Consider the following 15,213-nt stretch of genomic DNA (forward strand, 5'->3'; position numbering starts at 1 on the left):
AGAACCATGAAAAAAGCCTTTCTTTTCATAAGGTTCTTGTCCTGATTTTCTAGTTTTGCTTGACGAGTATAAGAAGGTAACGATAAAATCTATAGGACGGCTATTGTTTAGCATCTCATTCTCAATAGCTGTCCTTTTTGTTTTTATGATCATATAAATAAAAAAAGAAACAGCCTATTGACCTTCAATCGGCTGAATTTTGTCGACTAAAAAAGCACGATTTAAAATATTTTAAGAAATGATGGGTTGAAAATTGATATGAACTGGTTGGGACAAATATTAGGTAGCGAATGGCACATCTCTCCTGCTGGAGGCGCTACGGGAGATGCGTACTTCGCAACACACAATGACCAAAAGCTATTTTTAAAACGCAATACGTCACCGTTTCTTGCGGTTTTGTCAGCTGAAGGCATTGTGCCGAAGCTTGTCTGGACAAAACGGATGGAAAATGGGGATGTCATCACTGCGCAGCACTGGCTGAGCGGCAGAGAGCTGAAGCCAAAGGACATGAATGACCGTCCTGTAGCAGAGCAGCTAAGAAAAATTCATACATCGAAAGAATTGCTTGATATGCTGAAGCGATTAGAGAAGCACTCTCTAGACCCAGCATCCATTCTGAAGCATTTAAAACAGTCCATATTTAAAGAGCAAATTGATTCGCGCGACGTCACACGTGCTATCCAGTACTTAGAGAAGCATGTGGAGGCAGTTCAATTTGAAGACAAGGTCGTGTGTCATTGTGACCTCAATCATAATAATTGGCTGCTGACAGATGAAAACCAGCTTTACTTGATCGATTGGGATGGGGCGATGATTGCTGACCCAGCCATTGATCTTGGACCACTTTTATACCATTATGTTGAAGAAGAGAACTGGGAAAGCTGGCTCTCAATGTACGGTGCCCCGCTGACAGACAATTTGCGAAAACGCATGGCTTGGTACGTCCTCGCTGAAACCGTATCGTTTGTCGTGTGGCATAAAAGAAAAGGGAATGAAAAAGCGCAGCAAGAAGTGCAAGCGGAGCTGAGCGCACTCTTACAGCGGTTAAACATTCATTAAGACAGAGGAATATTCTCGATCCACTCTGACAAATGCGATTGATGCGCCTCAATATGTGCATCGATTGAACTGACAGAAGTACCCTTTTGGCTGTAATCATGAATATCTGTTAATAATTGACGAATGTCGGCATCAAGGTCTTCTTTTGCCAGCATGAATTGAATCACGCGTCCCACCTGTTCATATTCTGCAACAGTCCCGCAGCAATCCAACTGGTGATCGGTTAAAATATCTTTGATTAATTGAAGCTGATGTTGACGGTTTAATCCCATACGTATGCTCCTTTTCTGCGTGTCATTTATGTGGTTAAACTGTGCATTCAGCACCCAATTTATACATGCGGCAGACCAGCTCAAGCGAAGGGCTGGTCTTTTTCATATGCGCATAAAGATGCTGTCTTGCGGGTCTTTATGTTTCATGGTATCTTGATAAAATGTAAAGAAAATAGAGGTGTATCAAATTGAGAATGCGACATAAACCATGGGCTGATGATTACTTAGCTGAAAATGCTCATATTGCCTTAGCTAACCCAGAGCAATATAAAGGGAAATGGCATGAGCTGTTTGGAAATGATCATCCAATCCATATTGAAGTTGGCACAGGAAAAGGGAGCTTTATCGCTGGAATGGGCAAGCTTCATCCTGATACCAACTATATTGGCATTGAATTATTTAAAAGTGTCATTGTGACAGCAGTAGATAAAATCAAAGAGACAGATGTTGAAAATGTAAAGCTCTTGAACATTAATGCGGAAACGCTGACAGATGTGTTTGCGGAAAATGAGATTGACCGAGTTTATTTGAATTTCTCTGATCCGTGGCCAAAAGCAAGACATGAAAAGCGCAGATTGACGTTTAAGGCCTTTTTAGAGCGATATGAACATATTCTCCGTCCAGGCGGTGAATTGCATTTCAAAACAGATAACCGCGGGTTATTTGAATATTCCTTAAAGAGCTTTTCTGCATATGGCCTTCTTTTAACGTATGTAAGCTTAGATTTACATAAGGACGGACTAGAAGGAAATGTGATGACGGAATACGAAGAGAAATTCTCGTCTATGGGACAACCTATCTATCGATCAGAAGTGAAATTTTCAGAATAACAAGTGACATCAAGCTGGCTGCAAAAAGAATTGCAGTCAGCTTTTTTCATGAAAAGATTGATGCATGCGATTTTCAGCTGTATTTGCTACGATAGAAAAAGGAGGGATGACAGCAATGGAGACAATGAACATAGGTGACATGGAACTGTTCTGGTTAAACGGGGGAGATACACACATGGACGGAGGTGCGATGTTTGGTGTGGTGCCAAAGCCGTTATGGTCAAAAAAATACCCGGTGAACGATCGCAATCAAATTGAACTGCGGTGTGACCCAATCCTCATACGGTGGAATGGTCTCCATTTTTTAGTGGATTCTGGCATCGGATCAGGGAAGCTGACGGATAAACAAAAACGCAATTACGGCGTAACAGAAGAGACAAAATTGGAAAAGTCACTCGCGGCACTCGGCCTGCAAACAGCAGATATTGATTACGTCTTAATGACGCATCTTCACTTTGATCATGCAAGCGGATTAACAAAACTCGAAGGAGAAAAGCTCGTGTCTGTTTTTCCGCAAGCAAAAATCATCACATCCAAAATCGAATGGGATGAAATGAGGGCGCCTAACATCCGCTCAAGAAATACATATTGGAAAGAAAACTGGGAGCCTATAGCAGATCAAGTGGTGCCATTTGAAGAAAGCATCGAAGTAATAGAAGGCATTGAGCTGCATCATACAGGCGGTCATAGCAATGGCCATAGCATCTTAACGCTCACAAGTCAGGGTGAAACAGCGATTCATTTAGCTGACATTATGCCAACGCACGCTCATAAAAATCCATTATGGGTCTTGGCATATGATGATTACCCAATGACCTCAATTCCAGCTAAGCAAAAATGGCAGGCATTTGCAGAAGAAAAAAATGCGTGGTACTTGTTTTATCATGATGCGATTTACCGCGCTGTTAAGTGGGATGAAGATGGGCAAATCACACATGAAGTCAAAAGAGAAACAGGAAAATAAAAGATCATCTGCATGTTTTTTCGCCTTTCACACAAAATAACGACAAAATGAACTTGTGAAAGGAAGAGTGCAGGTGAACCAATTTTATCGTGTACATGGTGATGTCATTGAAACACCATTAAGAGGGATGGAAGTCATGTCCGTCCCTTATTTAAACAAAGGGGTTGCATTTACGAAGGAAGAGCGGGAAGAGCTTGGTTTAAAGGGCTTTCTACCACCTAAGGTTTTAACATTAGAGGATCAGGCAAAGCGTGCATATGAGCAGTTCAAGGCACAGCCAGATGAACTGGGGAAAAATGTGTATTTAACATCACTTCATGACAGAAACGAAGTGCTTTTTTACAAATTACTAAATGAGCACTTGGCAGAGATGCTGCCGATTGTCTATACACCGACGGTTGGTACAGCCATTCAGCGTTATAGCCACGAGTATCGAAAGCCAAGGGGGCTTTATTTATCAATTGATGACTTGGAAGGCATGGAAGAGATCTTTGCCTCTTACGGTGTGGATGAATCCATTGACTTAATCGTTGCGACAGATGCAGAAGGTATTTTAGGTATTGGAGACTGGGGTGTTGGCGGTATTGCCATTTCAGTCGGGAAACTTGCTGTTTATACAGCCGCAGCAGGCATTGATCCTAGCCGCGTGCTGGCCGTAGTACTTGATGCGGGGACGAACCAAGAAAGTCTCTTGAATGATCCGCTTTATGTTGGAAATCAGCATTCTCGCGTTCGAGGCGAGCGTTATGATCAGTTTATCGATCAATATGTAGAGCTTGCCCGCGCAACCTTTCCAAATGCCCTCCTTCACTGGGAAGACTTTGGGACAAAAAATGCACGAGCCATATTGGAAAAATATAAGGAACGGATTTGTACATTTAATGATGACATTCAAGGGACTGGAGCTGTTTCACTTGCTGCGGTTATGGCATGTGCAAAAGCTTCGAAGGTTCCGCTGAAAGATCACCGAATCGTCATTTTCGGAGCGGGTACGGCAGGGATTGGCATAGCGGAGCAGATCCGTGATGCGATTGTCAGAGACGGAGTCAAAGAAGAGGAATCATATGATCATTTCTGGTGTATTGATAAAACAGGTTTACTTACAGATGATTCGCCTGACATTCAGCCATTTCAAAAGCCATATGCAAGACGTTCTGACGAAGTAAAGGATTATGCCCGTAATGGTCCTAAGCATTCCATTGATTTATTAGAGGTCGTCAAACAGGCTAAACCAACCATCTTAATTGGCACCTCGACAGTAGGAGGAGCATTTACAGAGGAAATTGTGAAAGAAATGGCGTCACACGTAGAGCGCCCAGCGATTTTACCGATGTCGAACCCGACACCTCTTTCAGAAGCAAAGCCTGAAGATCTCATTGAGTGGACAGAAGGACGCGCCCTCGTGACAACAGGAAGCCCATTTGATCCTGTCGAATATGGCGGCATCACATATGAAATTGGGCAAGCAAATAATGCTCTTGTGTTCCCAGGGCTTGGCCTTGGAACGATTGTGTCTAAAGCACGCCTCATGACAGACAGCATGTTTGTTGCGAGTGCTGAAGCGATTGCCAGCATGGTCAATGTCGGAAAGCCGGGTGCAGCGATGCTGCCAAGTGTCGATCAGCTTCGAACCGTTTCAGCAACAGTAGCTGTTCGTGTGGCGCAAGCAGCGATCGATGAAGGAATTGCAGAGGAAACGCCTGATGACCTTATTCAGGCTGTACAGGACGCTATGTGGCATCCTGTGTACAAAAAAATCAAAGCCATATAAAAAAGAAGCTTCGCAAGGACACAACTTTGCGAAGCTTTCTTTATCAAGCCACAGAATCAATGACATCCACAATCATGCCTGTTTTGGCATCAATCATGACTTCGTACTGTTCAAGCTCGCCAAAGGCTGAGCGAGTAATGCCAGATTTGTACACATCAATCGTTTCACCATTTACGGTATACGGTTCTGGTACAGTATAAATCCAAGAGCCATCAATCGGGCCGCGCTGTTTAAAAGCGGATTTCACAATTTTTAATGCTTTTTCAGACGAGATATACGTAGGGAAAAATACTTTCTTTGCAACAATTGCAGCGGCTACGCCAATACTCGCACCAATCAGAACATGTTTTAACTTCAACGTGCTGCACCTCCGTATTGCTGTTTTTTCCATTATACAAAACTTGTCCATTGATGTTAAGGAATCCGAATAGTTGAAAGCATATTCAAAATTTCTGGAGAGATACTTGGAAAACCGAAAGAATTCTTATAGTATAAAGTGAGTGTTATTTTTATAGGAATATATATGGTCATTACATAGAAACGAGGTAAATCGTAGAATGAATGAAGAAACATTGTCGCTTTTCCGAAATTTAACAGAATTACAAGGCACCCCAGGTAATGAACACCATGTGCGTGCTTTTATGAAAAAGGAACTTGAGAAATATTCTGACGAACTCATTCAGGATCGTCTTGGCGGTGTGTTTGGGGTACGCAAGGGACCAGAGAACGCACCTAAAATCATGGTGGCTGGTCATATGGATGAAGTGGGATTCATGGTTTCATCCATTACGAAAAACGGGATGATCCGCTTTCAAACACTCGGCGGCTGGTGGAGTCAAGTCATGCTGGCGCAGCGTGTCGATGTTCATACCGATCACGGGCCAATTCCTGGTGTCGTCTCTAGTACACCGCCTCATCTTCTAACACCAGAACAAAAAAGCAAACCTGTGAAACCATCAGACATGCTCATTGATATTGGGGCAGACAGTGAAGAAGAGGCAAAAGAACTTGGCATTCGCCCAGGACAGCAAATCGTGCCTGCAACAGTCTTTACCCCTATGGCGAATCCTAAAAAGATTTTAGCAAAGGCTTGGGATAACCGTTATGGCTGCGGACTTGCGATTGAATTATTAAAAGAAATAAAAGACGAACCACTTTCATGTCATCTGTATTCTGGTGCAACGGTTCAGGAAGAAGTAGGTCTTAGAGGGGCAGAAGTAGCTGCGAATATGATTCAGCCAGATCTGTTCTTTGCTTTAGATGCAAGCCCTGCAAACGATGTGACAGGTGACAAAGCCCAATTCGGCCAGCTTGGAAAAGGTGCACTTCTGCGTATTTTTGATCGAACCATGATTACGCACCGCGGCATGAGAGATTTTGTGCTCGATACGGCTGAGTCAAACAGTATTCCATACCAATACTTCGTATCACCAGGTGGTACAGACGCTGGACGTGTGCATATTTCAAACCAAGGCGTGCCTTCTGCTGTCATTGGAGTGTGTGCTCGCTACATTCACACAAGTCATTCAGTATTGCATGTGGATGACTATGCAGCGGCAAAAGAATTAATCGTCCGTCTTGTGAAAAACTGTGATCAAAGTACAGTGGATTCTATTTATCAACAGGTGTAAATATAATCAAAAGGCTGCCTCTTTCAAGAGAGCAGCCTTTTTTTATTGCTGTTCAAACACGTAAGATAACGCTTTGATCGCTTGGTTCACTGTTTCCACAGTGATATTCGCTTTGTTTGATAGCTCCTTTAACGGATGGTGCAGTTCTTTTGGACGGATCAAAATGAGAGGTTTCCCTTTAGCGATGGCAGCAGATGCATCCATCGCCGTGTTCCACTGTTTATATTTCTCACCAAAGCGGGCAATGACGACGTCTGCCTTGTTTAATAGGATCTCAGTACGAAAATTGTTCAAATCAGAAGCGGCATCATCTTTGAATATGGCATTCGGCTGCTCACCTAAAATGTCCTCACCAATGTGATCGGAGCGGTCATGATTCTCCATTGGACCAACAAATGTCACTGGCAGTTTCAACGATTGGCTTTTCTCCTTGATTTCATCGCGCCACTGGCTATGAATTTCTCCTGCTAAATAGACGGTTAATTGCATAACGATCTCCTCCTTTTGTACAAACTTAGTAAAGGTTTGCCCTGTTTCTTTTCATGTTACACAAGAAGTGCTTGATAAAGCAAAAAAAATATGATTATGATATTCATGGTAGAGATTATTTTTCATCGTAAGAATACTACATATAATGGGAAGGACAGGCCTCTTCGTCTTTCCTATGAGAAAGCAGGAAGACGACGTTGATGACTTATTTGAAAAGAAAGGGAATCTCCCTTTCGCCAAAAGTGTACTTCATTGATGCACTCTCTTATATGGCTTTAGGTCTATTTGCTACATTAGTAGTAGGTCTGATTTTAAAAACAGCAGGCGGTCTGTTATCACTTCCGCTCATCATCAAAATGGGAACACTCGCCATGGGGCTCATGGGACCAGCGATTGGCGTAGCCGTTGCATACCGGTTACAGGCATCTCCATTGATCATTTTTGCAAGTGTTGTCTCAGGCGCTGCAGGAGCAGAGCTTGGTGGACCTGCTGGAAGCTTTGTCGCAGCATTAATTGGTGTAGAACTCGGCAAACTGGTCAGTGGTGAGACAAAAATTGATATCATTTTGACACCGCTTGTTACTATCATCACTGGTTTTGCCACCGCCGCTTTGATCGGTCCTGGGATTGAAGCCATGATGACAGGGCTTGGCAGGCTCATTATGTGGGGGACTGACCAAAGTCCGCTCATCATGGGCATGCTAGTAGCAACCATTGTTGGACTTGCTCTCAGCTCACCGATTTCAAGTGCTGCGCTTGCGCTCATGCTTGACTTAAGCGGAACAGCTGCTGGTGCTGCAACGATTGGCTGCTGCGCTCAAATGGTCGGTTTTGCCGCTGCAGGCTTTAGAGAAAATCGTTTTGGCGGACTTGCCGCTGTCGGTATTGGCACGTCAAAATTGCAGCTGCCGAACATTGTGAAAAATCCCCTTATTCTTATTCCGCCGACGATAGCGGGCCTCATTCTCGCGCCAATTGGTATTATTGGCTTTGGGATGGTCAATAATGCGGCAGGGGCAGGAATGGGAACGAGTGGCCTTGTTGGACAGCTCATGACACTGACCGTTATGGGATTTCATCCATCCGTTTTTCTGGCGATTGCTCTTTTGCATATCGTTGGCCCGGCAGTGATTAGTTTGGTAGTATCAGAATGGATGAGAAAGAAAGGCTATATACAATTCGGAGATTTAACCATACAAACTGGAGGAATGAAACATGAAAAAAATTGAATCTAACGAAGAATTACAAAAAGTAATTCAAGAAGACTTAACAGTATTGCTATTTTCAGCGGACTGGTGCCCGGACTGCACCTTTATCGAACCATTCTTGCCAGAGCTTGAAGCAAACTACCCAGAATTTGAGTACTTCTATGTGGATAGAGATCAATTTATTGACACTTGCGCAGAGTGGGAAATTTACGGCATTCCAAGCTTTTTAGTATTTAAAAATGGGCAAGAGATTAACCGCTTTGTCAGCAAGGATCGTAAAACGAAGGAAGAGATTGAAGCATTTTTAACAGATTCTCTTTCTAAATAATGAAAGGAGAGTCTAAATCATGGCAAAAATGACATCAAGACAGCTTGCGAACGAACTCAAAAGCCGTCTGACAAATGACAGCTGGTCACACCAGTTTGACCGAGAAAAAGATACGCTTCGTATTGAAGATAAACAAACAGGCAAAGGGATCACACTAGAGCTCCCGCCAATCATTGCAAAGTGGGAAGTAAAGCCTGATGAAACATTGGATGAGATCGTTTATTATGTGAAAGAGGCGCTAAGTGCTATGAAAGGCGAAGCGCAGCACATCTCAGGAAAAGAAAAGCAAATTTATCCGGTCATTCGATCCACTTCCTTTCCTGAGACATCAAGTGACGAGATTCCGCTTGTTTTTGATGAGCATACAGCTGAAACGAGAATCTACTATGCACTTGACCTTGGAAGCACCTACAGATTAATTGATGAAAAGATGCTTCAAAAGGAAAACTGGACAAAAGAACGAATCAGGGAAACTGCAAGCTTCAATGTCCGCTCACTTGAAACTGTAGTGAAAATGGATGAAGTGGCAGGCAACCGGTTTTATTTCTTCCGTGCGAATGACGGATATGATGCCAGCAGACTTTTAAATGAATCGATTTTACAAGAATACGCTCAAAAAATAGAAGGACAGATGGCCATCTCTGTCCCCCATCAAGATGTATTCATCATTGCAGATGTTCGCAATGAATCAGGCTATGATATTTTAGGACAGATGTCGATGAGCTTCTTCGCCAGCGGCACGGTTCCGATTACCGCACTGTCATTTTTATATGATGAAGGCAAGCTTGAACCGATTTTTATTCTTGCTAAAAGCAGACCAAAACAGCAGTAGAAGGGAATTTTGAAGAATGAACGTTTTTTATAATGCAGAAGGTGTAGGCGACACACTCCTTATCTCATTGAAAGATGTGACGAGAGAAGAAGTAGGTCATGAGACGTTTGGAGATGTCGTAAGAATCTTCAATCAAGAAACAAAAGAAACAACAGGCTTTAATATCTTCAACGCATCCACTTACTTGAAAATTGAAGAAAACGGATCTGTACCGCTTTCTGAAACACTTGTTCAAGATATGAACGAAATTTTAAACCGCAACGGTGTCAGTGAAACGTTGACTGTTGATCTATCACCAAAATTTGTTGTCGGTTATGTAAAGGAAAAAGAAAAGCATCCGAATGCAGATAAATTAAACATTTGCCAAGTGGATGTTGGCGATGAAACATTACAAATCGTGTGCGGTGCACCGAACGTTGATCAAGGGCAATATGTCGTGGTTGCGAAGGTTGGGGCGGTGATGCCAAGCGGTTTAATCATCAAAGATGCTGAGCTAAGAGGTGTTCCATCAAGCGGAATGATTTGTTCAGCAAAAGAACTAGATCTTCCAGACGCGCCTGCTGAAAAAGGGATTCTTGTTCTAGAAGGAAGCCATCAAGCTGGCGAAGCCTTTCAAGCATAACCTCCCATAAACGGGCACATCAGAGCGAAGATTGTGTTATACCAAAAGTCACTAAGTACGTACTTAGTGACTTTTTTTCATCTACAGACAGCACAAATAGCAAAGAGCGGCACTTTTCTCGCTTTTCTGCATGAAAAAGCAATGGTATACTAAAAATCGCCCAAGAAAACGTAAGGGGAGTTAAAGTGAGTGATAAATGATGAGTTGGTTAGATAAATTTTTTAGTGTATTTTTAGGAGAAGAAAAGAAAGAAGAAAAAGCTGTGAGACCTGAGGAAGGTCCAGTTGCACCAAAGCAGCCAGTTTTTGAACAGCATAAAGAATATAAAAAAATTGAAGATACAAAAGTCTATTATGAATATCCGACAGGCAACTTCCGCTTTCCGCTCGTTCCAGATGAACCTCAGCGTGACGGAGTAAAGCAGGAAAGAAGACGCCCGAAGCAAGGCCAGCCAAAGGCTAAGCAGAAGACCTATGAGTCAAAACAAACGGTTCAGCCTGACATTCATAAAAAGCCATTCAAACCAGAGCAAATTCCATCACCGATCTATGGCTATCATCAGGATATGCGTCCGAAACGAACAGAGTCGAAAGAAGAATCATCTTCTGTTCAAATGAAAGCAGCAGAAACAGCGCAGCGCGTCACCCTGTTATCAGAAGAGGCAGAGCGTGAACGAAATGTCAGACAGCAAATGAACATTCCATCAATACGGAAAGAAAATCGTATGGAAGAAACAGTTTCAGCGCCAGCAGAAGAAAGAGTGGACATGCAAACAGACGTGACCCCGCTTACTTTGCAAGAGGAGCTCGCTTATCACGATCACGTTCAATCAACGATGGAGCGTTTAAATGACGAGCCTTTCATTCAAACAGAGGAAAAAGAGCCAGCCTTTTCTGAGCCTCAAGACCATATTGAAGCTGACTTACATCATCAGCAAGCCGAAGTATATCACAAGCCGCCGGTAGAGTCTGAGCCTGTACCTGTACAGGATGTTTCCAGTGAAAACGAAGAAATACAGGACGAGCCGGTAGAACAGTTTGTAGATCATACGAAGGAAATAGAACCGTTGACATTCGAAACAGCGGAAGACACGCATTTCGCAATTGAAATGGAAGTAGACATGCCGGCAGAAGAAGTAGAGGTACTAGACGTCATCTCAGCAGAACCAGTCGAGGAAATAGAAGCTGATTCCTTAGAAGACCATCAAGAAGAAGAGCCAGCGGCGGCAGCATTAGAAGAAACAGAGCCAGTTGCCGAGCTTGATCTGCAAGAAGAGCAATCGATAGAAGAAGCGGAAATAGTAGAAGATCAAGTGATGCCAATAGAACAAGTAGCAGACGAACAGACCGCTACTGAACGAGTAGAACCTGTCATAGAGCAGCAAGAAAAGCAAGAACAAGTGCATGAAGTGATCGAAGAAAAACCGAAACAGGTATCTCCTCAGCCACAACGTGCAAGTGGACAAACCTCAACGGTTCCTTTTAACGTCATGATGTTAAAAAGTGATCAGCGCGTGCAAGGACAAAAGAAAGCAGCAGATGCCCAAGGATATGTGTTTCCAAGCCTCGCCCTTTTAGACGTACCTCCAGCTCAAAAAGAAGAGGACGGGACATGGGTGAAAGAGCGAGCAGAGCTACTCAATGCCACGCTGAAAAATTTCAATGTCAGAGCAAGTGTGGTTCATGTCACGCAAGGCCCTTCTGTGACAAGGTTTGAAGTACATCCAGAACCAGGGGTCAAAGTGAACAAAATCACGAACCTGTCAGATGATATTAAACTTAGTTTGTCCGCAAAGGATATTCGAATTGAAGCACCGATACCAGGAAAGAACACGATCGGGATCGAAGTGCCGAACCTTCACAGCAAAATGGTTTTCTTACGAGAGATGATCAGAAGCAGTGCATTTAGAGATAATCCATCTCCTTTAACAGCAGCACTCGGATTAGATATCTCAGGACAACCTGTTGTCGTTGATTTGCAAAAAATGCCGCATGGCTTAATTGCTGGAGCAACAGGTTCAGGAAAAAGTGTCTGCATCAATACCATTTTAGTGAGCTTAATGTTTAAAGCATCACCAGATGAAGTGAAAATGCTTTTAATCGACCCTAAAATGGTCGAATTAGCGCCGTATAATCATATTCCGCATCTCGTGAGTCCTGTCATCACCGATGCGAAGACAGCGACAGCTGCTCTGAAATGGGTAGTGGATGAAATGGAAAGACGCTACGAGCTGTTTGCGCACTCTGGTGTGAGAGAAATCAAACGATTCAATGAGCTTGTCAAAGAAAAACAAATGGGTGAAAAACTACCTTATCTTGTCGTGGTGATCGATGAGCTTGCTGATTTAATGATGGTCGCACCAAATGAAGTCGAAGAAAGCATTTGCCGAATCGCGCAAAAAGCAAGAGCGTGCGGCATTCACTTATTGATTGCCACACAAAGACCTTCTGTTGATGTCATCACAGGTCTGATTAAAGCCAATATTCCAACAAGAATTGCATTCTCTGTCTCAAGTCAGGTAGATTCTAGAACGATCATCGACATGGCAGGTGCAGAAAAGCTTCTCGGAAAAGGAGACATGCTCTTCTTAGAAAATGGCTCCGGCAAGCCGACGAGGCTGCAAGGGAACTTTGTATCAGACCGCGAGATCGATCAAGTGGTGGCACATGTTAGAAAACAGCGTAAGCCGGTGTTCCTTTTCGAACAGGAGGAATTAATGCTCCAAGGCTCTGCGATTACAGATGAAGACGAATTGTTTATGGATGCCTGCCGTTTTGCCATTGAGCAGAATAGCGCTAGTACATCAAGTTTGCAGAGAAGATTTAGAATTGGCTACAATCGTGCAGCTAGATTGATCGACATGATGGAACGCGAGGGCATGATCTCTGGTGCAAAAGGCAGTAAGCCAAGGGAAGTCCTCATGACACTGAGTGACTTAGAACAGCTGATCTAAACAAACCACTTCATTTTTTTCATAAACATGGTATGATAGCACATAGGTGCAATTTTGGAATTGGACGCTTTTCGCATGCCTGTCAGAACGCTTTTTTATGTAAAATGAGCGAAAGCAGGTGTTAGAAATAGGAAAGTTGTCGGATACTAATCATAGTTAATTTTGATTAGAATAGGAAGATCGGAAAAAAATCTTTATTTGGAGCTGCGATCTGTGAGCCGCTAGAGGCGAAAATCACAAGTTGCAAATTGAAATGAGCGTCATATACTGTAAGTCAGATAGACGTTTGTTGGAGGTACAATTATGACTGTTTATCATTTTGTTGGAATAAAAGGGACAGGTATGAGTCCACTGGCCCAAATTCTTCATGATACTGGGTATACTGTCCAAGGATCGGATATCGAAAAACATATCTTTACACAAAAAGCATTAGAAGAACGAAATATTAAAATTCTTCCATTTGACCCAGATAATATTCAGCCAGGGATGACCGTCATTGCAGGTAATGCATTTCCTGATACACACCCTGAGATTGAACGCGCCCTTTCTGAAGGGATTCCTGTCATTCGTTACCATAAATTCCTTGGAGAATACATGGATACATTCACAAACGTTGCGATTACTGGTGCTCATGGTAAAACGTCAACAACAGGACTGCTTGCCCATGTGATGCAATCAGCGAAACCAACTTCATACTTAATCGGTGATGGATCTGGTATGGGGAAAGAAAACAGCGAGTATTTTGTATTTGAAGCATGCGAATACCGCAGACACTTCCTCAGCTATCATCCAGACTATGCGATCATGACCAATATTGATTTTGATCATCCTGATTACTTCTCGGATATTGACGACGTGTTTGATGCGTTTCAAAACATGGCGCTACAAGTGAAAAAGGCCATTATCGCTTGCGGTGATGACGAGCATCTGCCTAAAATTCAAGCGAAGGTACCTGTTGTATACTACGGTTTCAATGAAGAAAATGATTTCCAAGCACGCAATGTTGTGAAGAACACGGAAGGCACTACATTTGATGTATTTGTACGTAATACGTTTTATGATACCTTCTACATTCCTGCCTACGGAAATCACAATGTCCTTAATTCATTAGCTGTGATTGCATTATGTCACTATGAAGCCATTGATGTAGAGCTCATCAAAGGGGCACTAACGACATTTGGTGGAGTCAAACGCCGCTTTAATGAAAAAGTAGTCGGTGAGCAGGTTTTAATTGACGACTATGCCCATCACCCAACGGAGATTGAAGTCACCATTGAAGCAGCACGCCAAAAGTATCCAGACCGTGAGATTGTCGCTGTCTTCCAGCCGCATACCTTCACACGTACACAGCAATTCTTAAGTGAATTTGCTGACAGTTTGAAAAAAGCGGACTATGTATACCTATGTGATATTTTCGGTTCAGCCCGTGAAAACATTGGGAAGCTGAGTATCGAAGACTTACGAGAAAAAATCCCGCAGGCCCAATTGATTGCAGAAGAAGATACATCTGTGCTGAAAGCGCACAAAGATGGGATTCTGGTCTTTATGGGAGCAGGAGACATTCAAAAATATTTGCGTGCTTATGAAAAAGTCGCTGTATAAATACTTAAACGAAAAGTGCCGTTTTGATCGGCACTTTTTTTATTTTGAATAAAATGTGACAAAGCGGCTAATTGTGTCAACATCTTCCGCTTTTTTTCGTTCGCTGTGGACAGGAATCAGCGAATAAGTGTAGAATTATTATTCAATCGGTCATTCTATGCGATGTTTGAATGATACAACGAGAGGGTAATGAATTGAATATGCCCGCAGCAAAGGAGGTATCAGATGATTATTATTCTATATCTAAGCGTTGCACTGATCGCAATTGCTTTCCTCATTCTTGTCATCTACTTGTCCAAAACATTAAAATCCTTACAGCTGACATTAAAGAATGTCGCATCAACTTTAGAAGGTCTTGAAGGTCAGATGCAAGGGATCACCACAGAGACAGCACAGTTGCTACATAAGACGAATCAGCTTGCTGAAGATATTCAAGACAAATCGGCAAAACTCAACACAGTTGTGGATGCGGTGCAGGGAATTGGCGGCTCGATCAACCAATTTAATACAAGCATAAAGCAGGCAGCTGGTGCGGTTTCTTCATCCGTTGAACGAAATCAAGAAAAAGTCACGGATGTAGTAAGCTGGAGTAACGCAGCACTTGAAATTTATAAAAAATGGAAACAACGAAAACACCAAAAATAAACCATTT

Annotated in this window: 15 protein-coding genes; 12 read left to right on the forward strand and 3 right to left on the reverse strand. The window is 42.8% G+C overall.

Going from position 1 to position 15,213, the window contains the following annotated elements; genetic code table 11:
* Nucleotides 1-258: 258 nt before the first annotated feature.
* Nucleotides 259-1,059 carry a phosphotransferase family protein gene (locus tag QRN39_RS02155; RefSeq protein WP_189286481.1) on the forward strand — a complete coding sequence of 267 codons (801 nt, stop codon included), beginning with the start codon at nt 259-261 and terminating at the stop codon, nt 1,057-1,059.
* Here QRN39_RS02155 and QRN39_RS02160 read toward each other — a convergent pair.
* Nucleotides 1,056-1,331, reverse strand: coding sequence for a YtzH-like family protein (locus tag QRN39_RS02160; protein ID WP_003217549.1), 276 nt, complete (start codon nt 1,329-1,331; stop codon nt 1,056-1,058). The two genes, QRN39_RS02155 and QRN39_RS02160, sit on opposite strands and share 4 nt — an antisense overlap.
* A gap of 188 nt (nt 1,332-1,519) precedes the next feature.
* Between QRN39_RS02160 and trmB the strand changes: the two genes are divergently transcribed.
* The 3 genes from trmB to QRN39_RS02175 all read left to right on the forward strand — a co-directional run bounded on the left by trmB (nt 1,520) and on the right by QRN39_RS02175 (nt 4,896).
* On the forward strand, nt 1,520-2,161 hold the full coding sequence (gene trmB, locus QRN39_RS02165; RefSeq protein WP_050943547.1) for a tRNA (guanosine(46)-N7)-methyltransferase TrmB: 642 nt from the start codon (nt 1,520-1,522) through the stop codon (nt 2,159-2,161).
* Nucleotides 2,162-2,276: 115 nt separating this feature from the next.
* Entirely contained in the window at nt 2,277-3,125 is an 849-nt protein-coding gene (locus QRN39_RS02170; protein ID WP_106033039.1) for a YtnP family quorum-quenching lactonase, read from the forward strand.
* A 73-nt stretch (nt 3,126-3,198) separates the two neighbouring features.
* Entirely contained in the window at nt 3,199-4,896 is a 1,698-nt protein-coding gene (locus QRN39_RS02175) for an NAD-dependent malic enzyme (protein ID WP_284906092.1), read from the forward strand.
* 43 nt (nt 4,897-4,939) lie between these two features.
* Here the strand turns inward: QRN39_RS02175 and QRN39_RS02180 are convergent, their stop codons facing one another.
* The gene (locus QRN39_RS02180; protein ID WP_003217759.1) at nt 4,940-5,254 is read right to left on the reverse strand and encodes a PepSY domain-containing protein; all 315 of its coding nucleotides are present in this window, start codon (nt 5,252-5,254) and stop codon (nt 4,940-4,942) included.
* A 199-nt stretch (nt 5,255-5,453) separates the two neighbouring features.
* On the opposite strand from QRN39_RS02180, the gene QRN39_RS02185 reads away from it, so the two are divergent.
* Nucleotides 5,454-6,527 carry a M42 family metallopeptidase gene (locus QRN39_RS02185; protein WP_284906094.1) on the forward strand — a complete coding sequence of 358 codons (1,074 nt, stop codon included), beginning with the start codon at nt 5,454-5,456 and terminating at the stop codon, nt 6,525-6,527.
* 42 nt (nt 6,528-6,569) lie between these two features.
* On the opposite strand, the gene QRN39_RS02190 is transcribed toward QRN39_RS02185, so the two are convergent.
* Nucleotides 6,570-7,016, reverse strand: coding sequence for a YtoQ family protein (locus tag QRN39_RS02190; RefSeq protein ID WP_003217634.1), 447 nt, complete (start codon nt 7,014-7,016; stop codon nt 6,570-6,572).
* Nucleotides 7,017-7,216: 200 nt separating this feature from the next.
* Between QRN39_RS02190 and QRN39_RS02195 the strand changes: the two genes are divergently transcribed.
* From QRN39_RS02195 to QRN39_RS02225, 7 genes are all read left to right on the forward strand, one after another.
* Nucleotides 7,217-8,245 carry a PTS sugar transporter subunit IIC gene (locus QRN39_RS02195; protein WP_050943550.1) on the forward strand — a complete coding sequence of 343 codons (1,029 nt, stop codon included), beginning with the start codon at nt 7,217-7,219 and terminating at the stop codon, nt 8,243-8,245.
* Nucleotides 8,232-8,552: a thioredoxin family protein gene (locus tag QRN39_RS02200; protein ID WP_003217665.1), complete on the forward strand. Its 321-nt coding sequence runs from the start codon at nt 8,232-8,234 to the stop codon at nt 8,550-8,552. Before QRN39_RS02195 ends, QRN39_RS02200 begins: the two co-directional genes overlap by 14 nt.
* Nucleotides 8,553-8,571: 19 nt before the next feature.
* On the forward strand, nt 8,572-9,384 hold the full coding sequence (locus QRN39_RS02205) for a DUF1444 domain-containing protein (RefSeq protein WP_044142203.1): 813 nt from the start codon (nt 8,572-8,574) through the stop codon (nt 9,382-9,384).
* Nucleotides 9,385-9,400: 16 nt separating this feature from the next.
* Complete coding sequence (gene ytpR, locus QRN39_RS02210; protein ID WP_284906099.1) at nt 9,401-10,006, forward strand: YtpR family tRNA-binding protein; 606 nt, start codon at nt 9,401-9,403, stop codon at nt 10,004-10,006.
* A gap of 196 nt (nt 10,007-10,202) precedes the next feature.
* The gene (locus tag QRN39_RS02215; protein WP_284906101.1) at nt 10,203-12,959 is read left to right on the forward strand and encodes a DNA translocase FtsK; all 2,757 of its coding nucleotides are present in this window, start codon (nt 10,203-10,205) and stop codon (nt 12,957-12,959) included.
* 303 nt (nt 12,960-13,262) lie between these two features.
* Nucleotides 13,263-14,561 (forward strand): UDP-N-acetylmuramate--L-alanine ligase, encoded by a 1,299-nt coding sequence (murC, locus tag QRN39_RS02220; RefSeq protein WP_003217748.1) that lies wholly within the window; start codon nt 13,263-13,265, stop codon nt 14,559-14,561.
* Nucleotides 14,562-14,786: 225 nt separating this feature from the next.
* Complete coding sequence (locus tag QRN39_RS02225) at nt 14,787-15,206, forward strand: DUF948 domain-containing protein (RefSeq protein WP_024424855.1); 420 nt, start codon at nt 14,787-14,789, stop codon at nt 15,204-15,206.
* Nucleotides 15,207-15,213 lie beyond the last annotated feature (7 nt).

The organism is Bacillus sp. lyk4-R2A-2 (assembly GCF_030209735.1).
GTDB classification, from domain to species: domain Bacteria; phylum Bacillota; class Bacilli; order Bacillales; family Bacillaceae; genus Bacillus; species Bacillus pumilus.